A 14,505-nucleotide genomic window follows, 5' to 3' on the forward strand; every position below is an offset into this window, starting at 1 on the left:
ATTCTTCGGATAGGAATTGCCTGACACTCGCCAGCCATTCCGATTGGCCGCCGCGCTTCGCTCGAACGCATGCGTTTGCGCTGTTGTCTGATACGAACTCAAGCTCCCCGACGGTAAACCTGCCCACGTGTTCCTCAGGCTCGCCTTTCAATTCATTCGGACCCAATAGACAACGCACTGTTTGAGCTTTTTTCCTCATCTTCAATGCACACTCCTTGACTGAAAAAAGAGATGAAACAGCCTCCATAAGATCAACCAAATGCATCAGGCAGCTTCCTCCGAGATGCCAGCCTGCACCGATTGATCGAGTTCATAAGAAAGCAGGACTGCCAACGTAATCGTCAGTGCTTCTGGATTGATGTTCTTGGCGCGGGCATGGAGCGCGCCAAGGTCGAGACGGTCGAAACTCGTTACGAAGTCCCTGCGTGCAACGGTGCCCGGCTGGTTCACAATCACCCAGGAGACTGCACTCAGCACGGGCGCTGACCAGTTACCGCGATTGGCCGGTGTATTGATCAGGCCGAAAACCAGGCGCAGATGCTCTGCGCCATGTTTTTTCAGCAAAGCGAGACAGGTTTTCCGTGCTTTGGATTGGTGGCGGCCTTCAGCACGCTTTGCTGATGACACAAAGTGAATGCCGAATTCTGACGCGATTCTGTCCACGGCTGCACCTGACGCCATTAACGTCCCTCCTGGGGCTTTTGAGCTCCTTTCTGCAAAGCTGCGAACGAGGCTTCAGCCTGCGCGCGCGTACTCAAACCTAAATGTTTATGCTTTGTTCTCATTCGTCTTCCTGCTTCGGCACTGATGTGACCTGTTCCGCTCCGCTTCGCACCTGATACATGATCTAAGTTCACGCTCTTGCCTGCTTCTTTGGACTTTAGGGCCGCCTTCAATCCTCTCAACTCCAGTGTCAGAAGCCGCGTGCGCGCTTTTTCCAGTGCGTATTCATCTTCAAGGCGTGCACTCGGCCTTTCTGCGCGCAGGCGATAGTGCGCCACACGCTCTCTTGCTGCCTCGATTTCGTCCTTAAGCCCGCTCACCGACCACTCCTTCGTTTCTGCGCCTGACCCAACACTCTCTATCGTCCTTTCCGGTTTCAAACTTCACGAAAAATCGTACGCAAATAACGTACACTTGTCAACGCAGTTTTCATACGATACAACTCTTCTCACATTGGGAAGAATTGCGGCACAACACACATGACCGAACCTGCGCAGACACTGCACGGCAAGCTTCAAAAGCTGAAGGAAAGATCGGGGCTCTCCTTGCGGGCGATCGCAAGAGAGATGGGTTATTCCCAGGCCTCTTCCATTCAGCGCTATTTCTCCGCGGATTACGGTGAGAATGGATTGCCGGCGAACTTCATCAGCAAGTTACTGGCCGTCCTTCCGGGAAAAGGAGACCCGGCCATAACACGGGATGAGATCCTTTTGCTCGCCGACGGGTCCGTGGCCGAAATCCAGCGCAAAACAACGTCTTTGCCTAAAACCGGTGTTCCGGTCGTTGGCGAGGTTGCTGCCGGACTCTGGATGGAAGCAGCCTTGTTCGAGACAGAGAATGCTGAAGAATCAACGATTTCATACGACGTTCGCTTCCCCGCACAGGCCCAATACGTGGTCAAGGTGCGTGGCGAGTCCCTCAACAGGATTGCCGCCAATGGCGACCTGCTCCTGTGCGTCGACTATTTGGCCGCCGGAATCGAATTGAAGGAAAACGACCTGGTCCTTGTGGAGCGCTCGCGCGACAACGGTATGACCATTGAACGCACGGCCAAACGTCTCGTCAGCCTCAATGGGAAGTCGGAGCTGATGCCGGAATCCGACGACCCGAGATTTCAGGAAACAATCGTTTACCAGGAAGGCGACTTCGACCACACTGAGGTCAAGATCAAAGCCAAGATCGTCATGGTCTTCAAACCGCTCTAGGCTCATGTTCGTCCAGCGCCTCCTCGGCAGACTCACAACACTCAGAAACCCTCTCAAGCGTACGCATTCGCGTAAAACGGGATATTTTCAACTTGATTTGTACGTATTTTGCGTATATTCTGGATTGAGCTTGAAGGAGGCTGTGAATGCAACCAAATCTCGATACATCGTTTTTCTCAATCATTTGCGAACTTGGAAATTCCTTATACACGCCAGAGATCGACTTGACCGATATGAGAAGGCTCCAACTCGTTGAGGATATTCGCAACGGCCAGATCGAAAATGTCAGGGCGGTGCTGGAGTTCAATCCCGAAGAAGGCTGGTGCAACAACATTACCGAGGAAGTGCTGGCTGAAGCGACAGATGGTAACGGGAGCCCGATCGCGGGATCGGTCGAGAATTGGTCTGACTATGGCACTGAACGCATCGAAGCCCAGCGCGCGGGCGTCAGACGGCGGGTCGCGGCGTAGACCGGCACGTCAGGCGCAGGCAAAAGACAGACCCGAAACTGAACCATCAGACAAGTTTCATGACAGCGTCTCTTATCTCCTGAAGCTGACCTGAAAGGTCGCCCTTGAGACCTGCAAATCTGTGCGAAGGCACCGGCACGGAAATGGCGTAGATCAGGCCTACCGGGTCACGAAATGCAAATCCCGCCGCTGAAATACCCTGCGTATGCTCGTCCAGGTCCCACGCTATCCCAGTCGCCCGTATATCTTCAATCTCTTTGAGAAAATCCGACAGTGGCCTTTGCGCCTGGCCATCGGCCTTCAGCTCTCGGGCAGCGATGGAAACGACTTTGTCATCTTCGAGCAGTGACAGCGCGGCCTTGCCGTTTGCGGTGTCGGTCATCGGGAAGACCTCACCGACCGCCGAAACGGTTCTAAGACGGTGCGTGCCAATCACCTGATCGAGAAACACCATGTGATCATCGCGGAAAACGGCAAGATCCACGGTCTCTTTTGTGCGTTTCGCAAGCTCGGTCAGAACCGGGTGCACCAACTCGGTCATGTTGACACGGCCTGCCGCGGCCAAGGACTGGATTTCTGAACCCAGACGCAGTCCTCCTTCGGACGAAGACGACATCACCAGCCGTTCGGCAAGCAGAGCGTTGACAATCCGCTGTACCGTAGAGCGGGGCAAATGTACGCGTTCCGCGATTTGCCCCAGGCTAAGCCCGGCATTGTCGTTCTTGAGGACCCTTAATATCTCGGCTGCACGCGCGATAACCTGAACGCCTTGATTCGATTGAGTTTTCTTCTCTGCTTCCATCGACAACACCAATTCTGCCCTCTTTGATCTGATGCTGGAATCGCTTTTTTGCACAGCGCCAAACGCAGCATATAGGTCAATTTTCAAAATCTGTCGAGATTCACTCTTGACCACATTATGATGCATCTGTACCGTTTAGCAATACAGTGATACACCGACTGACGGGAGGAACACATATGTCAGTTATGATTCGCGGCATCGAGTTTCAGGACAACCTGAACAACGATATGGGTGTTGAGTTTTACAACCTCTCCCACCGCTATGGCTTTCAATGCCCCAACTGGCCTTACTTCCAGGACGTCCAGATCGACCGTAAGCACTACATGGCGAAATCCGGGGTGCTGTCACAGACCATCACCACGACCATGCACGTGACGACCCATATCGATGCACCGGCTCACGTGGTGCAGGGCACACCGTTCATCGACGAGGTGCCGCTGCCGCATTTCTTCGGGTCCGGCCTCGTTGTCTCGGTACCGAAGCAGAAATGGGAGCAGATCACCGCTGACGATCTGGAAAAGGCTTGCGGACATGCAATTCGCAAGAACGATGTCCTGATCATCAACACCGGTTGGCACAAGCAATACGAAGACGGCGATTATTTCGCCTATTGCCCTGGCCTTGTTCCGTCCGCTGCCGACTGGATGGTCGAAAAAGGCGTCAAGGTCGTCGGACATGACACGCAGGCCAATGACCATCCGCTCGCAACGGCAATCGGACCCCAGCGCAATGGCCCCATCTTGCCGCACCTGGAGGCGGAATATCTTGAATGGTCCGGTGGACGCGACTGGAAAGACGATTTTCCTGAGTGGGAACCGGTGCACAACACGCTCTTTTCCAATGGAATTTTGGGAATTGAGAACGTCGGCGGTGACCTCGATGCAGTCACGGGCAAACGCTGTACCTTCGCCTTTTTCCCATGGAACTGGGACCGCGGCGACGGTTGCATCATTCGCCTCGTCGCAATGATCGACCGAGGTCAGCAATACCGCATCGAGCCCGGTGAAGAATTCTAGGACATCATGACCTGGACCGCCGCTCCAGTTGGCGGTCCGCTTGTCGCGTCTGGGAGGAAGCGATGCATGTAAAGCGTTTCGACGATGCAGAACCTTATGAAGCCCCCAACCACCATGGGGTGGTTGGTTTGCGCCTGCAGGGATTTGAAAGCAGCGGCCCGCAAAATCAATGGATCGGACTCAGCCAGTTTTTGCCTGGCGGTGGCGCAGGCCCGGATTCCACGCCCTTTGAAAAGGTCTATGTCGTCCTGGAAGGTGAAATGACCGTCATGGCCGACGGCACCGAGACGGTCTTGAAGAAATACGACAGCTGCACCATCGCCCCCGATGAAGTGCGGACGATTGAGAACCGCTCCAATCACACCTCTACGATGCTTGTCGTTATTCCCTATCCGCCGGAGGTAAACTGATGGCTGATATATGGACCCACCCGCTCGAATTGTTCGACATCAAAGGCAAGGTTGCCCTTGTAACAGGTGCAACAGGCGCCTTCGGTGCTGTCGCGGCCAACGCATTAGCCGGAGCCGGATGTGACCTCATACTGGCCGCAGGCAACAGCGAAGCGCTCGAAAAGATTGCCGAAGAGTGCCGCGCCAAAGGCGCTGCCGTCGAGACGGTGAACAAGCGCCCGTCGACTGCAGAAACCTGCGATGAGATGGTGGAAAATTGCGTTAGGCACCACGGATCGCTTGACATTCTTGTCGTTGCCTCCGGCATGAACAAGGTCGCAAAAATAAACGACATGGCGCCGGAAGATTTCAGCAATGTCATGGAAGCCAATGTCACCCAGTCCTGGCTGCTGGCCCGGTCTGCTACGGCGCAGATGATGCAGCAGCCGCACGGCGGCAAGATCGTACTGGTATCCTCGGCGCGTGGCCTTCTCGGACATCCTGCCGGCTACACGGCCTACTGCGCCTCAAAGGCTGCGGTCGACGGCATCACCAAGGCGCTCGGCTGCGAACTCGGCGCCGACAACATCACCGTCAATGCAATCGCACCGACCGTTTTCCGCTCGCCGCTGACTTCGTGGATGTTCGAGGATGACGAATTGGCAAAGGGCTTTCGAGACGGATTTCTCGCCCGCGTGCCCAAGGGCCGCCTCGGCGAGCCTGAGGATCTGATCGGCCCCCTATTATTCCTGTCCTCCAAAGCATCCGATTTCTACACGGGGCACATCCTTTATGCCGATGGCGGATACACGGCGGGATAGAAAATGAGCGAGAGCAAGAACATCGCTGTTCTAGGTGCTGGTCTCATGGGCCATGGCATCGCACTGACCTTCGCACGCAACGGCCATTCCGTTCGGGTCTTTGATGCCTATGAGGCAAGCCTGGAAACGCTTCACGAACGGGTGCGCACAAGCCTGACCGCGCTCGGTTCGACTGCGGAAAAAACCGAAGAAGCGATCACGCGCATCACTCCGTTTGCGGACCTTGCCGCGAGCGTCGCCAATGCAGACGTCATATTCGAGGCAGCTCCGGAAAAACTTGACCTGAAGCGCGCACTCTTTGCCGAGGCAGAGCGCCATGCGCCTCAAGACACGCTGTTTGCATCCAACACTTCGGTGATTCCGATCACCAGGATCATGTCGGATCTCAAGGATCGCGCACGTGCACTGGGAACACATTGGTGGAACCCGCCGCACATGATCCCACTGGTCGAGGTCATCCGCACCGAATGGACATCGGACGCGGCGATGATTGCGGCGACCGACCTGCTCACTTCGGTCGGCAAGACACCTGTACGTGTTGAAAAGGATGTCGCCGGTTTCATCGGCAATCGGCTGCAACACGCGATGTGGCGCGAGGCGATCAACCTTGTCGAAAAGGGTGTGTGTACGGCAAGCGATGTCGACACCGTCGTCAATACCAGCTTTGGCCGGCGCCTTTCGGTGCTTGGACCGCTTGCCAACGCCGATCTGGTCGGAACGGATCTGACGCTCGACATCCATGAAAACGTATTGGCCGATCTGGACAATCGGCCCTCCCCTTCCCCGTATCTGCGCGCTCTTGTTGAAGCAGGAAAGCTCGGGATGAAAACCGGTGAAGGATTTCAAAGCTGGACGCCGGAGGAAGCGGACGAAGTTCGCCAGCGCGTCGCAGCTCATTTGCGGGAGCTTGAAACCATCTTGAGCTGATGTGGCTTAGACACGCGACCAGCGCATCCGGGAGGAAAGACGATGACGCTCACAGGAAAGAAATTCGGCATTACCCGCCGTGGATTTATCGCGGGTGCCAGCGCAGGACTTGCAGCACCGGCGATCCTGACACGAACACGCGCCTATGCGGCAGATCCGGTCATCAAGATCGGTCATGTCAGCCCGCGGACAGGGCCGCTCGCCGGATTTGCAGAGGCAGACGACTTTGTCCTTGCCGGCATCCAAAAAGCCCTTGCCGGTGGAATTGAAAACAACAACAGATCCTACAAGATCGAAATCATTTCCAAGGACAGCCAGTCCAATCCGAACCGCGCGGCCGAAGTGGCCTCCGAACTGATCCTCAGTGATGAAGTCGATATTCTGGTCGGAGCGTCGACACCCGACACGACAAACCCCATCTCGGACCAGGCCGAACTCAACGAGGTGCCCTGTATCACCACCGACTGCCCCTGGCAGCCTTACTTCTTTGGCCGGAACGGCGATCCGGCGCAGGGCTTCGACTTCACCTATCATTTCTTCTGGGGCCTGGAAGACGTGATCAAAGCCTTCCTGGCGCTCTGGGAAGAAGCCGGTGTCGACAGAACGGTCGGCGGCCTGTTCCCGAACGATGCGGACGGCAACGCCTGGGGCGACGACAAGGTCGGTTTCCCGCCTGCGCTGATCGGAAGCGGTTTCGAACTGACCGATCCGGGCAGGTATCAACCCCTGACAGACGATTTCTCGTCCCAGATCTCCGCGTTCAAGGAAGCTGGCTGCGAGATCGTCACCGGCAACATGATCCCGCCGGACTTCGCCACCTTCTGGTCCCAGTCGGCACAGCAGGGATTCCAGCCAAAGGTGGTCACAATCGGCAAGGCTCTTTTGTTCCCGTCGGTCATTGAATCACTCGGTGAGCGCGGTGACGGGCTCACCTCCGAAATCTGGTGGACACCGGACCACCCGTTCTCATCTTCCCTGACAGGGGAAAGCGCCAGGCAACTCGCCGACGGCTACGTGAATGCGTCAGGCCGGCCCTGGACGCAGCCGATCGGGTTCAAGCACGCGCTCTTTGAGGTAACTGCCGATGTCATCAAGCGCAGCGCAGACCTGGACGACCCCAACGCAACGCTGGAAGCCATACAGGCAACCGACCTTCCAACTGTTGTCGGGCACGTCAACTGGGGCTTCGGCCCGGTGAAAAACGTCTCCAAGACACCGCTTGTCGCCGGGCAGTGGCAGAAGGGGGCAAACGGCATGGAACTGGTCATTACGTCCAATCACAGCGCACCTGAGATCCCCACAACAGGTGAACTGAAACTGCTGTCGTAATGCACCGCTGGTGCACGGCGACCGACGTCGTGCACCAGCTCCGGACCATTCAGTCAAGGGATATCCATGGCGCTCGTTCTTGAACTCAAGGACCTTTCGAAAGCTTACGGCGCGATAACCGTCGCCGACGAGCTCTCCTATCAGCTGGCCCAAGGCGAAGCGCTCGGCGTGATCGGACCGAACGGCGCCGGCAAAACCTCCATGTTCAATCTGATCACCGGCACGGTTCGGGCAGACCATGGACAGATACTGTTCAATGGCGCCGACGTTACGCGCATGTCGGCCGCGAAAAGATGTCGTCTCGGCATAGCGCGGTCCTTTCAGATACCCCAACCGTTCAGCAACATGACCGTTTTCGAAAACGTTCTGGTCGCCGCAACTCACGGCGCAAAATTGCCGTCGGCAATGGCGGACAAACACTGCCTTGAAATGTTGCAGCTGACGGGCTTGATCGACAAGGCGAATGATGTCTCCGGTTCGCTCACACTGCTGGGCCGGAAACGCCTGGAATTGGCAAGAGCTCTTTGCGCGCAGCCGAAGTTGCTCCTGCTGGACGAAATCGCAGGCGGTTTGACCGAAGGCGAGTGCCACGCGCTGGTTCAGACCATCAATACGATCCGGTCGACCGGCATATCCATCATCTGGATCGAGCACATCGTCCACGCCCTGCTGTCGGTGGCCGACCGGCTCATCGTAGTCGATTTTGGCCGCAAGATCGCGGACGGCGCCCCGAAGGAAACGATGGCCAGCCGCGAAGTTCAAGAGATCTATATGGGGGTCGATGCCGATGTCTGACCCGCTTTTGTCAACACGCGCTCTTGATGCGCACTACGGGGACATTCAGGCTCTTTTCGGCGTCGATGTATCCATTGATAGAGGTGAAGTGATTGCGATCATCGGCGCCAATGGCGCTGGCAAGACAACATTGATGCGCTCGATTACCGGGCTGCTGCCCAACGGAAACGGCATGGTGAGCTTTCGCAATCAGCCGATCGGCGCTTCCCGGGCCGACCAGATCGCGAAACTGGGCATTGCGATGGTGCCCGAGGGCCGTCAGCTGTTCCAGTCTCTCTCGGTCGAGGAAAACCTCGTTATCGGTGGCCAGATGAACCGAAAGGGTCCATGGGACCTGCAAAAGGTCTTTCAGCTGTTTCCCGTTCTGAAGGAAAGACGCGCCGTGCCGGCAACGGCCCTGTCCGGCGGCCAGCAACAAATGGTCGCCATCGGGCGCGCGCTGATGTCGAACCCGGAGCTCATCCTCTTTGACGAGATCAGCCTGGGCCTTGCGCCCATCATCATCAAGTCGATCTACGAAGCGCTGCCGGACATCATCGGTGAAGGCATGAGCGCCATTATCGTTGAGCAGGACATTGCCAAGGCTCTCAGCGTCGCTGGCAGGGTCTATTGCATGCAGGAAGGCAGGATCTCGCTTGAAGGCCGTTCGAATGAACTGTCCCGGGAACAGATCAGTGCTGCCTATTTCGGAGTCTGACGCATGGATCGGAAGATGACCACAACGACACCGCCGCACCGGCAATTTCCAATCGGCAATCCCGCGTCTTCGCCCTACCCGAAAGGCAACTAGAATGGACTGGATCAATGCCATTGTTCAAGGCGTGCTTCTGGGAGGCCTCTATGCTCTGTTTGCGGCCGGCTTGTCGCTGATTTTCGGCGTGATGCGGCTGGTCAATATCGCGCATGGCGATTTCATCGTTCTGGCTGCCTTTCTCGCGCTTTCAACAACGACCGCGCTTGGCATAAATCCGCTGCTGACGCTCGCTATCGTCGTTCCGGTTATGGCCGGGATCGGCTATGTGCTTCAGCGCGGCATTCTCAATCAGACCCTTGGCGATGATATCCTGCCACCTCTTCTGGTCACGTTCGGACTTTCGGTCATCATTCAAAACGGCCTGCTCGAAGTCTATTCCGCCGACCCGCAAAAGATGAATGCAGGCCCGATCGAAACGGCAAGTGTTGCCCTTCCCGGCGGACTGAATGTCGGCGTCCTTCCCCTCGTCATGTTTGCCGTTTCGGTCGCCGTCATCGCCGGCCTTCAATGGATTTTCTACCAGACGGCTCTCGGTCGTGCGTTCCGCGCTGTTTCGGACAAGCAGGACATCGCCCAGCTGATGGGCCTGAACAAGGCGCATGTCTTCGGTCTGGCGATGGCGCTTTCATTGGCGGTCGTCGCCGTTGCCGGCGTCTTTCTTGGTATCCGGACGAGTTTCGACCCTTCCATAGGCCCTGGGCGGCTGATCTTCGGATTTGAAGCCGTGATCATTGGCGGTTTGGGCAATCTGTGGGGCACGCTGATCGGCGGCATCATTCTCGGTGTCAGCCAGAACATCGGCGCCCAGATCAACCCGGGCTGGCAGCTTCTGGCCGGCCACATCGCCTTCCTGATCGTGCTCGCGGTAAAGCCACGCGGCCTGTTTCCACGGATTGACGGATGAACGCGCAAACCTACACCATTTCAAGGTCTTCCCGGGCAAGCAGAACCGCAGCTGTTCTCGGCGTGGTGTGCCTTGTGGCACTGATCGCAGCTCCCTGGTGGGCCGGCAGGGCTGACATGCGGCTGATGAGCGAGATCTTCCTCTATCTGTCGCTGGCCTGCCTGTGGAACCTGCTTGCCGGATATGCGGGTCTCGTCAGCGTTGGACAACAGGCCTTTGTCGGTTTCGGCGGCTATATGCTGTTCGCGCTCGCGATTTTTGCCGGACTGTCTCCGCTCGCCGCAATCCCGCTAGCGGGCCTGCTCGGGGCTTTGGTGGCCGTCCCCGTCGCCTTCCTCATTTTCCGCCTGCGCGGCGCCTATTTTGCGATCGGCACCTGGGTGATTGCTGAAGTCTTTCGGCTAAGTTTTGCGCAGGTGTCCGCGCTTGGTGGCGGATCCGGCACTAGCCTTCCGGTCGCTATCGTCCGCTCCATGGCCTCCAGTCGTTCCATGCGCGAGGCAACCACCTATTGGCTCGCGCTGGGCATGGCGGTCATCGTGCTGGCGGCCATCTACCTGCTCCTGCGTTCGCGTAACGGACTTGCGCTGACCGCGATCCGCGACAGTGAAACCGCATCCAACAGTTTCGGCATTGATATCTGGCGCCATAAATTCGTCGTCTACGTCATCACCGCCGGACTGACGGCCTCGACCGGCGCCCTGATATTCCTTCAGAAGCTGAGGATTTCGCCGGACGCCGCATTCAGCGTGAACGACTGGACGGCATTCGTCATCTTCATTGTTGTCATTGGCGGCATAGGCACGCTTGAAGGACCCATCATCGGCGTGATCGTTTTCTTTCTGCTGCGCGAAACGCTCGCCGATCTTGGCACCACCTATCTCCTGATCCTTGGGCTCGTTGCTATCGTCGTGATGCTCAAGGCACCTCAAGGCATCTGGGGTTTTGTCAGGGCCAGAACCGGGCTCGAACTATTCCCCCTCTCCAGGCAGGTCGAAAAACAAAAATCGGATGATTAGGAGGCGGCATTGGCTCGCAAAAAGAAAAAAACGATCATAACTTGCGCCGTAACAGGGGCGATCCATACGCCCACCATGTCAGACGCACTTCCCTTTACCGCCGAAGACATAGCCGATCAGGCCATCGAAGCCGCCAAGGCAGGCGCGTCCATTTTGCACCTGCATGCGCGCAACCCGGAAAATGGCTCGGTTTCCATTGCACCGGACCATTTCAAGGCCTTCCTGCCGGTAATCAAGCAGGCGACGGACGCGGTCGTGAACGTTTCCACCGGCGGCAGTCTGGTCAACACCATGGAAGAACGCATCGCGCCGGCCAAATGGGCGTCGCCTGAAATGTGTTCTTTGAACATGGGATCGATGAACTTCTCCTTCCATCCGATCGCCGACCGGATCAAAGAGTACAAATACGACTGGGAAGAAGCCTATATCCGCAATTCGGAGGGTTATATTTTCCGCAATACCTTTGCCGATATCCGTTATGTAGCAACCGAGCTCGGAGGCGCGCACGGCGTAAAGTTCGAACACGAGTGCTACGATGTCGGGCATCTTTACAATCTGAAATTCTGTATGGATGCCGGGTTGTTCAAAGCACCCGTTTTTATCCAGTTCATTTTCGGCATCCTTGGTGGCATCGGCCCCGACATCGACAACCTAATTTTCATGAAGCGGACGGCCGACAGGTTGTTCGGCGATGACTATCAGTGGTCGGTCCTCGGCGCCGGCGGCGCGCAGATGCCGTTTGCGACAACCGCGAGTCAGATGGGTGGCAACCTGAGGGTCGGTCTGGAAGACAGTCTCATGATCGCCCGCGGTCAGTTGGCGAAATCCAACGCCGAACAGGTCACCAAGATCCGGCGGATTGTCGAGGATCTTGGCTGCGAAGTTGCCACGGCCGACGAGGCACGGGAAATGCTCGACCTCAAAGGCGGCGACCGGGTCGCATTCTGAGCGTATCAAGGAGAAAGGACACCATGCCTGAGATTGAACCGGGAGACCGGAGCCTTAAAGATCTTCAGGGCCTGCACCTGTGGCACGCACCGATGTCGAGCTGTTCGCAGAGGGTGCGCATCGTGCTTGCCGAGACCGGCAAGGACTACACCAGCCATCTGATCGATCTGGCAAAGGACGAGCATGCGACGCCCGAATACCACGCGATCCATCCGAATGGCCTGGTCCCGGCGTTTGTCGACAATGGACGTCTTTTCATAGAAAGCGTCGACATCATTCAGCAGATTGCAGGTTCTGCCTCGGAGCTTTCCGCTTCTGCATCCGCCGAGCTTCTGGCGATGGCCGACGATGCGCAGGCAGATCTGAAGCTGGCGACATTCGAGTTTCTGTTTCGCGGCGTTGAAAGAAGCGACAAAGAAAGTTTTGATGCCTTTCAGCAGAAGCACCGGAACGAGTGGCTGAAGCAGTTTCGCCGGGACTTCGCATCAGGATTTGAAAAATCGAGAATAGACGCAGTGGTAACCCGCACGGACAAGGCTTTCAAACGGCTCGATGATCTGTTGAGCGATGGCCGCAGGTTCTTGTCAGGAAATACATTTGGTTTGGCTGACATCGCCTGGATGCCGAATGTCCACCGGTTCAGTCTTATGGGCTGGCCGTTTGAACGCACGCCTCATCTGAAAGCCTGGTTTGAAAGATTTTCTGAACGTCAAAGCTACAAGGAAGCGCTTCTTGACTGGCAGAATGAGGTCTTGACGGGCGCGTTTGCTGACTACACATCGCAGCGCCGGTCCGAAGGTACCGATATCCGCACCTTCGGAAGTCTTGGCAGCTGAATGCAGCCGCCCCGACCGTTGTCTTGGACTTTCCGCGTCTGTCAGGCTGCCAGAGCCTGGCGTGCGCGTGAAAGGCGGCTCTTGACGGTTCCCACAGCGACGCCCATCTGGCTGGCGATCTGGTCGTGGGACATGTCGGAAAAAACACAAAGCTCAAGAACGTCCCGTTCTTCGGGCCGTAGACCTTCGATACCTTTGGCGACATCGCCAAGTTCAACGTGCTTTTCCTGTGCAGGTGCAAACTGAGCGTCCTGGTACCACTCCTCGATCGGAACGTGATGCCCCCTGCGCTCGACTTTGCGGAACTCATCCAGCTGGGCATTGCGCACAATGGCGAAGAGCCAGCTCCTAAGCTTCGTCCCGGCAACATACTGATGCTTGTTCCTTAGGGCGCGCTCGAGCGCGGTCTGCATCAAATCGTCAGCGGCTTCAGAGGAATTGGAAATGGATCTGGCAAAACGCCACAGATGCGGGATCTCGGATTGCAGGTCTTTTGCAAAGCGATCTTCATGACGGGTCATCTCGCCCTCCCTGGTGACTGTTTCGATGACCCGCATCTAATGATTATCATCAGCGTGTTTTAGATATTTCAAAGGAAGTTCATGACGAGTTGATAGTTCGCGATGAACTACACCGATCACGCGTCACTCTACGCAAATGTTACTTGTAGTGATCTTCAAAAATCCAACATCCCTAACATCCGGATTTGAAAGCAATATTTTTTGTTTTCCGGGGCGACGACACTCAACTTCAACGCCAATGGCGACATCAAGATATAAAATCACAAAATAAAGTAAAATTTGAAGAGTGATAAATATCACAAAATATATTTCTCAAAGAAATCGCCATAAAATTCAAAAAACGATCTAATTTTTTTATTTATATTATAAAGCGTAAACTTTTTTCTAAAAATTTCGGAACCAACATCTCTATCAGACGTTCTTATGCTGTAATCGAGATGCAGACATGAAACATCAGATCGGCATCTCTTCCATTCTGGAATACTCAACAAGGAGAATTATTATGCGTACAAACAAAAAAGTCATCTCTTCCCTGATCGCCGCTGTCTTTGCTTCCGGTGCGTTCGTCGGTACAGCCAACGCGATCGACTTTGGCGGCCTTTATGGCGACTCCAACGGTTCTGAGCCGGTGTTCTTCACCAACAGCCAGCGCAACGTCAACAGCAGCCAGCTTCGCTCTGCAAATCGTGGTGTGAAAACTGACGCCGGTGTCTTCGCCGACTATGCAGACCAGGCATATGGCGATCTCAATGGCAACACTCCGGTTTCTGTTCGCCGCCAGCAGGCTGACAACGCACGCGCACTTCGTTGAACCAACTAAGTCACAGCGGGTGCACACGTTGCAGTCCGCGACTTCCGAATGGCCATAGGGCCACCAATTGACAGCATAACCCTTTGGAAAGCTGTCGACCAAAGAAAGGGCCACGCACCGCGCGTGGCCTTTCTTTTTTGCCTCGTTCGAATTGCGCGGCCTAAAGCGCAAACGCGCGCTGAGACCGACGGACTCCGACAAAACACGTGTCTCAAGGCCTCAATTCCAGTCCCAA

At 56.1% G+C, this 14,505-nt stretch carries 18 protein-coding genes; 14 read left to right on the top strand and 4 right to left on the bottom strand.

All coding sequences use genetic code 11. The annotated features are described in order from the left end of the window. Positions 1 to 264: 264 nt before the first annotated feature. Together ABVF61_RS05510 and ABVF61_RS05515 are read right to left on the bottom strand one after the other, a co-directional pair. Positions 265 to 681, bottom strand: coding sequence for a hypothetical protein (locus ABVF61_RS05510; protein ID WP_353992515.1), 417 nt, complete (start codon positions 679 to 681; stop codon positions 265 to 267). Beyond that, a complete protein-coding gene (locus ABVF61_RS05515; RefSeq protein WP_353992516.1) occupies positions 681 to 1,001 on the bottom strand; it encodes a hypothetical protein in 321 nt (106 codons plus the stop codon). The genes ABVF61_RS05510 and ABVF61_RS05515 overlap by 1 nt, the downstream gene beginning before the upstream one ends. Positions 1,002 to 1,202: 201 nt before the next feature. Here ABVF61_RS05515 and ABVF61_RS05520 point away from each other — a divergent pair, with 201 nt between their 5' ends. Beyond that, positions 1,203 to 1,928 (top strand): LexA family protein, encoded by a 726-nt coding sequence (locus ABVF61_RS05520; protein ID WP_353992517.1) that lies wholly within the window; start codon positions 1,203 to 1,205, stop codon positions 1,926 to 1,928. Between the two features lie 224 nt (positions 1,929 to 2,152). Then, positions 2,153 to 2,398: a hypothetical protein gene (locus tag ABVF61_RS05525; protein WP_353992518.1), complete on the top strand. Its 246-nt coding sequence runs from the start codon at positions 2,153 to 2,155 to the stop codon at positions 2,396 to 2,398. Positions 2,399 to 2,444: 46 nt separating this feature from the next. On the opposite strand, the gene ABVF61_RS05530 is transcribed toward ABVF61_RS05525, so the two are convergent. After that, complete coding sequence (locus ABVF61_RS05530) at positions 2,445 to 3,200, bottom strand: IclR family transcriptional regulator (RefSeq protein WP_353992519.1); 756 nt, start codon at positions 3,198 to 3,200, stop codon at positions 2,445 to 2,447. A gap of 176 nt (positions 3,201 to 3,376) precedes the next feature. Between ABVF61_RS05530 and ABVF61_RS05535 the strand changes: the two genes are divergently transcribed. The 11 genes from ABVF61_RS05535 (at position 3,377) to ABVF61_RS05585 (ending at position 12,938) form a co-directional block, all read left to right on the top strand. Beyond that, entirely contained in the window at positions 3,377 to 4,216 is an 840-nt protein-coding gene (locus ABVF61_RS05535; RefSeq protein WP_353992520.1) for a cyclase family protein, read from the top strand. 62 nt (positions 4,217 to 4,278) lie between these two features. Then, on the top strand, positions 4,279 to 4,626 hold the full coding sequence (locus tag ABVF61_RS05540; protein WP_353992521.1) for a cupin domain-containing protein: 348 nt from the start codon (positions 4,279 to 4,281) through the stop codon (positions 4,624 to 4,626). Continuing rightward, complete coding sequence (locus tag ABVF61_RS05545; RefSeq protein WP_353992522.1) at positions 4,626 to 5,426, top strand: SDR family NAD(P)-dependent oxidoreductase; 801 nt, start codon at positions 4,626 to 4,628, stop codon at positions 5,424 to 5,426. Before ABVF61_RS05540 ends, ABVF61_RS05545 begins: the two co-directional genes overlap by 1 nt. Positions 5,427 to 5,429: 3 nt before the next feature. Then, positions 5,430 to 6,353 (top strand): 3-hydroxyacyl-CoA dehydrogenase family protein, encoded by a 924-nt coding sequence (locus tag ABVF61_RS05550; protein WP_353992523.1) that lies wholly within the window; start codon positions 5,430 to 5,432, stop codon positions 6,351 to 6,353. A 42-nt stretch (positions 6,354 to 6,395) separates the two neighbouring features. Next, positions 6,396 to 7,682, top strand: coding sequence for an ABC transporter substrate-binding protein (locus ABVF61_RS05555; RefSeq protein ID WP_353992524.1), 1,287 nt, complete (start codon positions 6,396 to 6,398; stop codon positions 7,680 to 7,682). A gap of 66 nt (positions 7,683 to 7,748) precedes the next feature. Then, complete coding sequence (locus ABVF61_RS05560) at positions 7,749 to 8,477, top strand: ABC transporter ATP-binding protein (RefSeq protein ID WP_353992525.1); 729 nt, start codon at positions 7,749 to 7,751, stop codon at positions 8,475 to 8,477. Further along, positions 8,464 to 9,174: an ABC transporter ATP-binding protein gene (locus tag ABVF61_RS05565; RefSeq protein ID WP_353992526.1), complete on the top strand. Its 711-nt coding sequence runs from the start codon at positions 8,464 to 8,466 to the stop codon at positions 9,172 to 9,174. The genes ABVF61_RS05560 and ABVF61_RS05565 overlap by 14 nt, the downstream gene beginning before the upstream one ends. 94 nt (positions 9,175 to 9,268) lie before the next feature. Beyond that, on the top strand, positions 9,269 to 10,135 hold the full coding sequence (locus tag ABVF61_RS05570; protein ID WP_353992527.1) for a branched-chain amino acid ABC transporter permease: 867 nt from the start codon (positions 9,269 to 9,271) through the stop codon (positions 10,133 to 10,135). Beyond that, on the top strand, positions 10,132 to 11,154 hold the full coding sequence (locus ABVF61_RS05575; RefSeq protein WP_353992528.1) for a branched-chain amino acid ABC transporter permease: 1,023 nt from the start codon (positions 10,132 to 10,134) through the stop codon (positions 11,152 to 11,154). Before ABVF61_RS05570 ends, ABVF61_RS05575 begins: the two co-directional genes overlap by 4 nt. Positions 11,155 to 11,163: 9 nt before the next feature. After that, entirely contained in the window at positions 11,164 to 12,102 is a 939-nt protein-coding gene (kce, locus tag ABVF61_RS05580; RefSeq protein WP_353992529.1) for a 3,5-dioxohexanoate:acetyl-CoA acetone transferase, read from the top strand. Between the two features lie 23 nt (positions 12,103 to 12,125). Continuing rightward, complete coding sequence (locus ABVF61_RS05585) at positions 12,126 to 12,938, top strand: glutathione S-transferase family protein (protein ID WP_353992530.1); 813 nt, start codon at positions 12,126 to 12,128, stop codon at positions 12,936 to 12,938. 41 nt (positions 12,939 to 12,979) lie between these two features. Here ABVF61_RS05585 and ABVF61_RS05590 read toward each other — a convergent pair whose 3' ends face one another. Further along, positions 12,980 to 13,459, bottom strand: coding sequence for an RNA polymerase sigma factor (locus ABVF61_RS05590; RefSeq protein WP_353992531.1), 480 nt, complete (start codon positions 13,457 to 13,459; stop codon positions 12,980 to 12,982). A 445-nt stretch (positions 13,460 to 13,904) separates the two neighbouring features. Between ABVF61_RS05590 and ABVF61_RS05595 the strand changes: the two genes are divergently transcribed. Then, positions 13,905 to 14,270: a hypothetical protein gene (locus ABVF61_RS05595; protein ID WP_353992532.1), complete on the top strand. Its 366-nt coding sequence runs from the start codon at positions 13,905 to 13,907 to the stop codon at positions 14,268 to 14,270. Positions 14,271 to 14,505 lie beyond the last annotated feature (235 nt).

Origin of the sequence: Roseibium sp. HPY-6, assembly GCF_040530035.1 — a bacterium.
Classification (GTDB): domain Bacteria; phylum Pseudomonadota; class Alphaproteobacteria; order Rhizobiales; family Stappiaceae; genus Roseibium.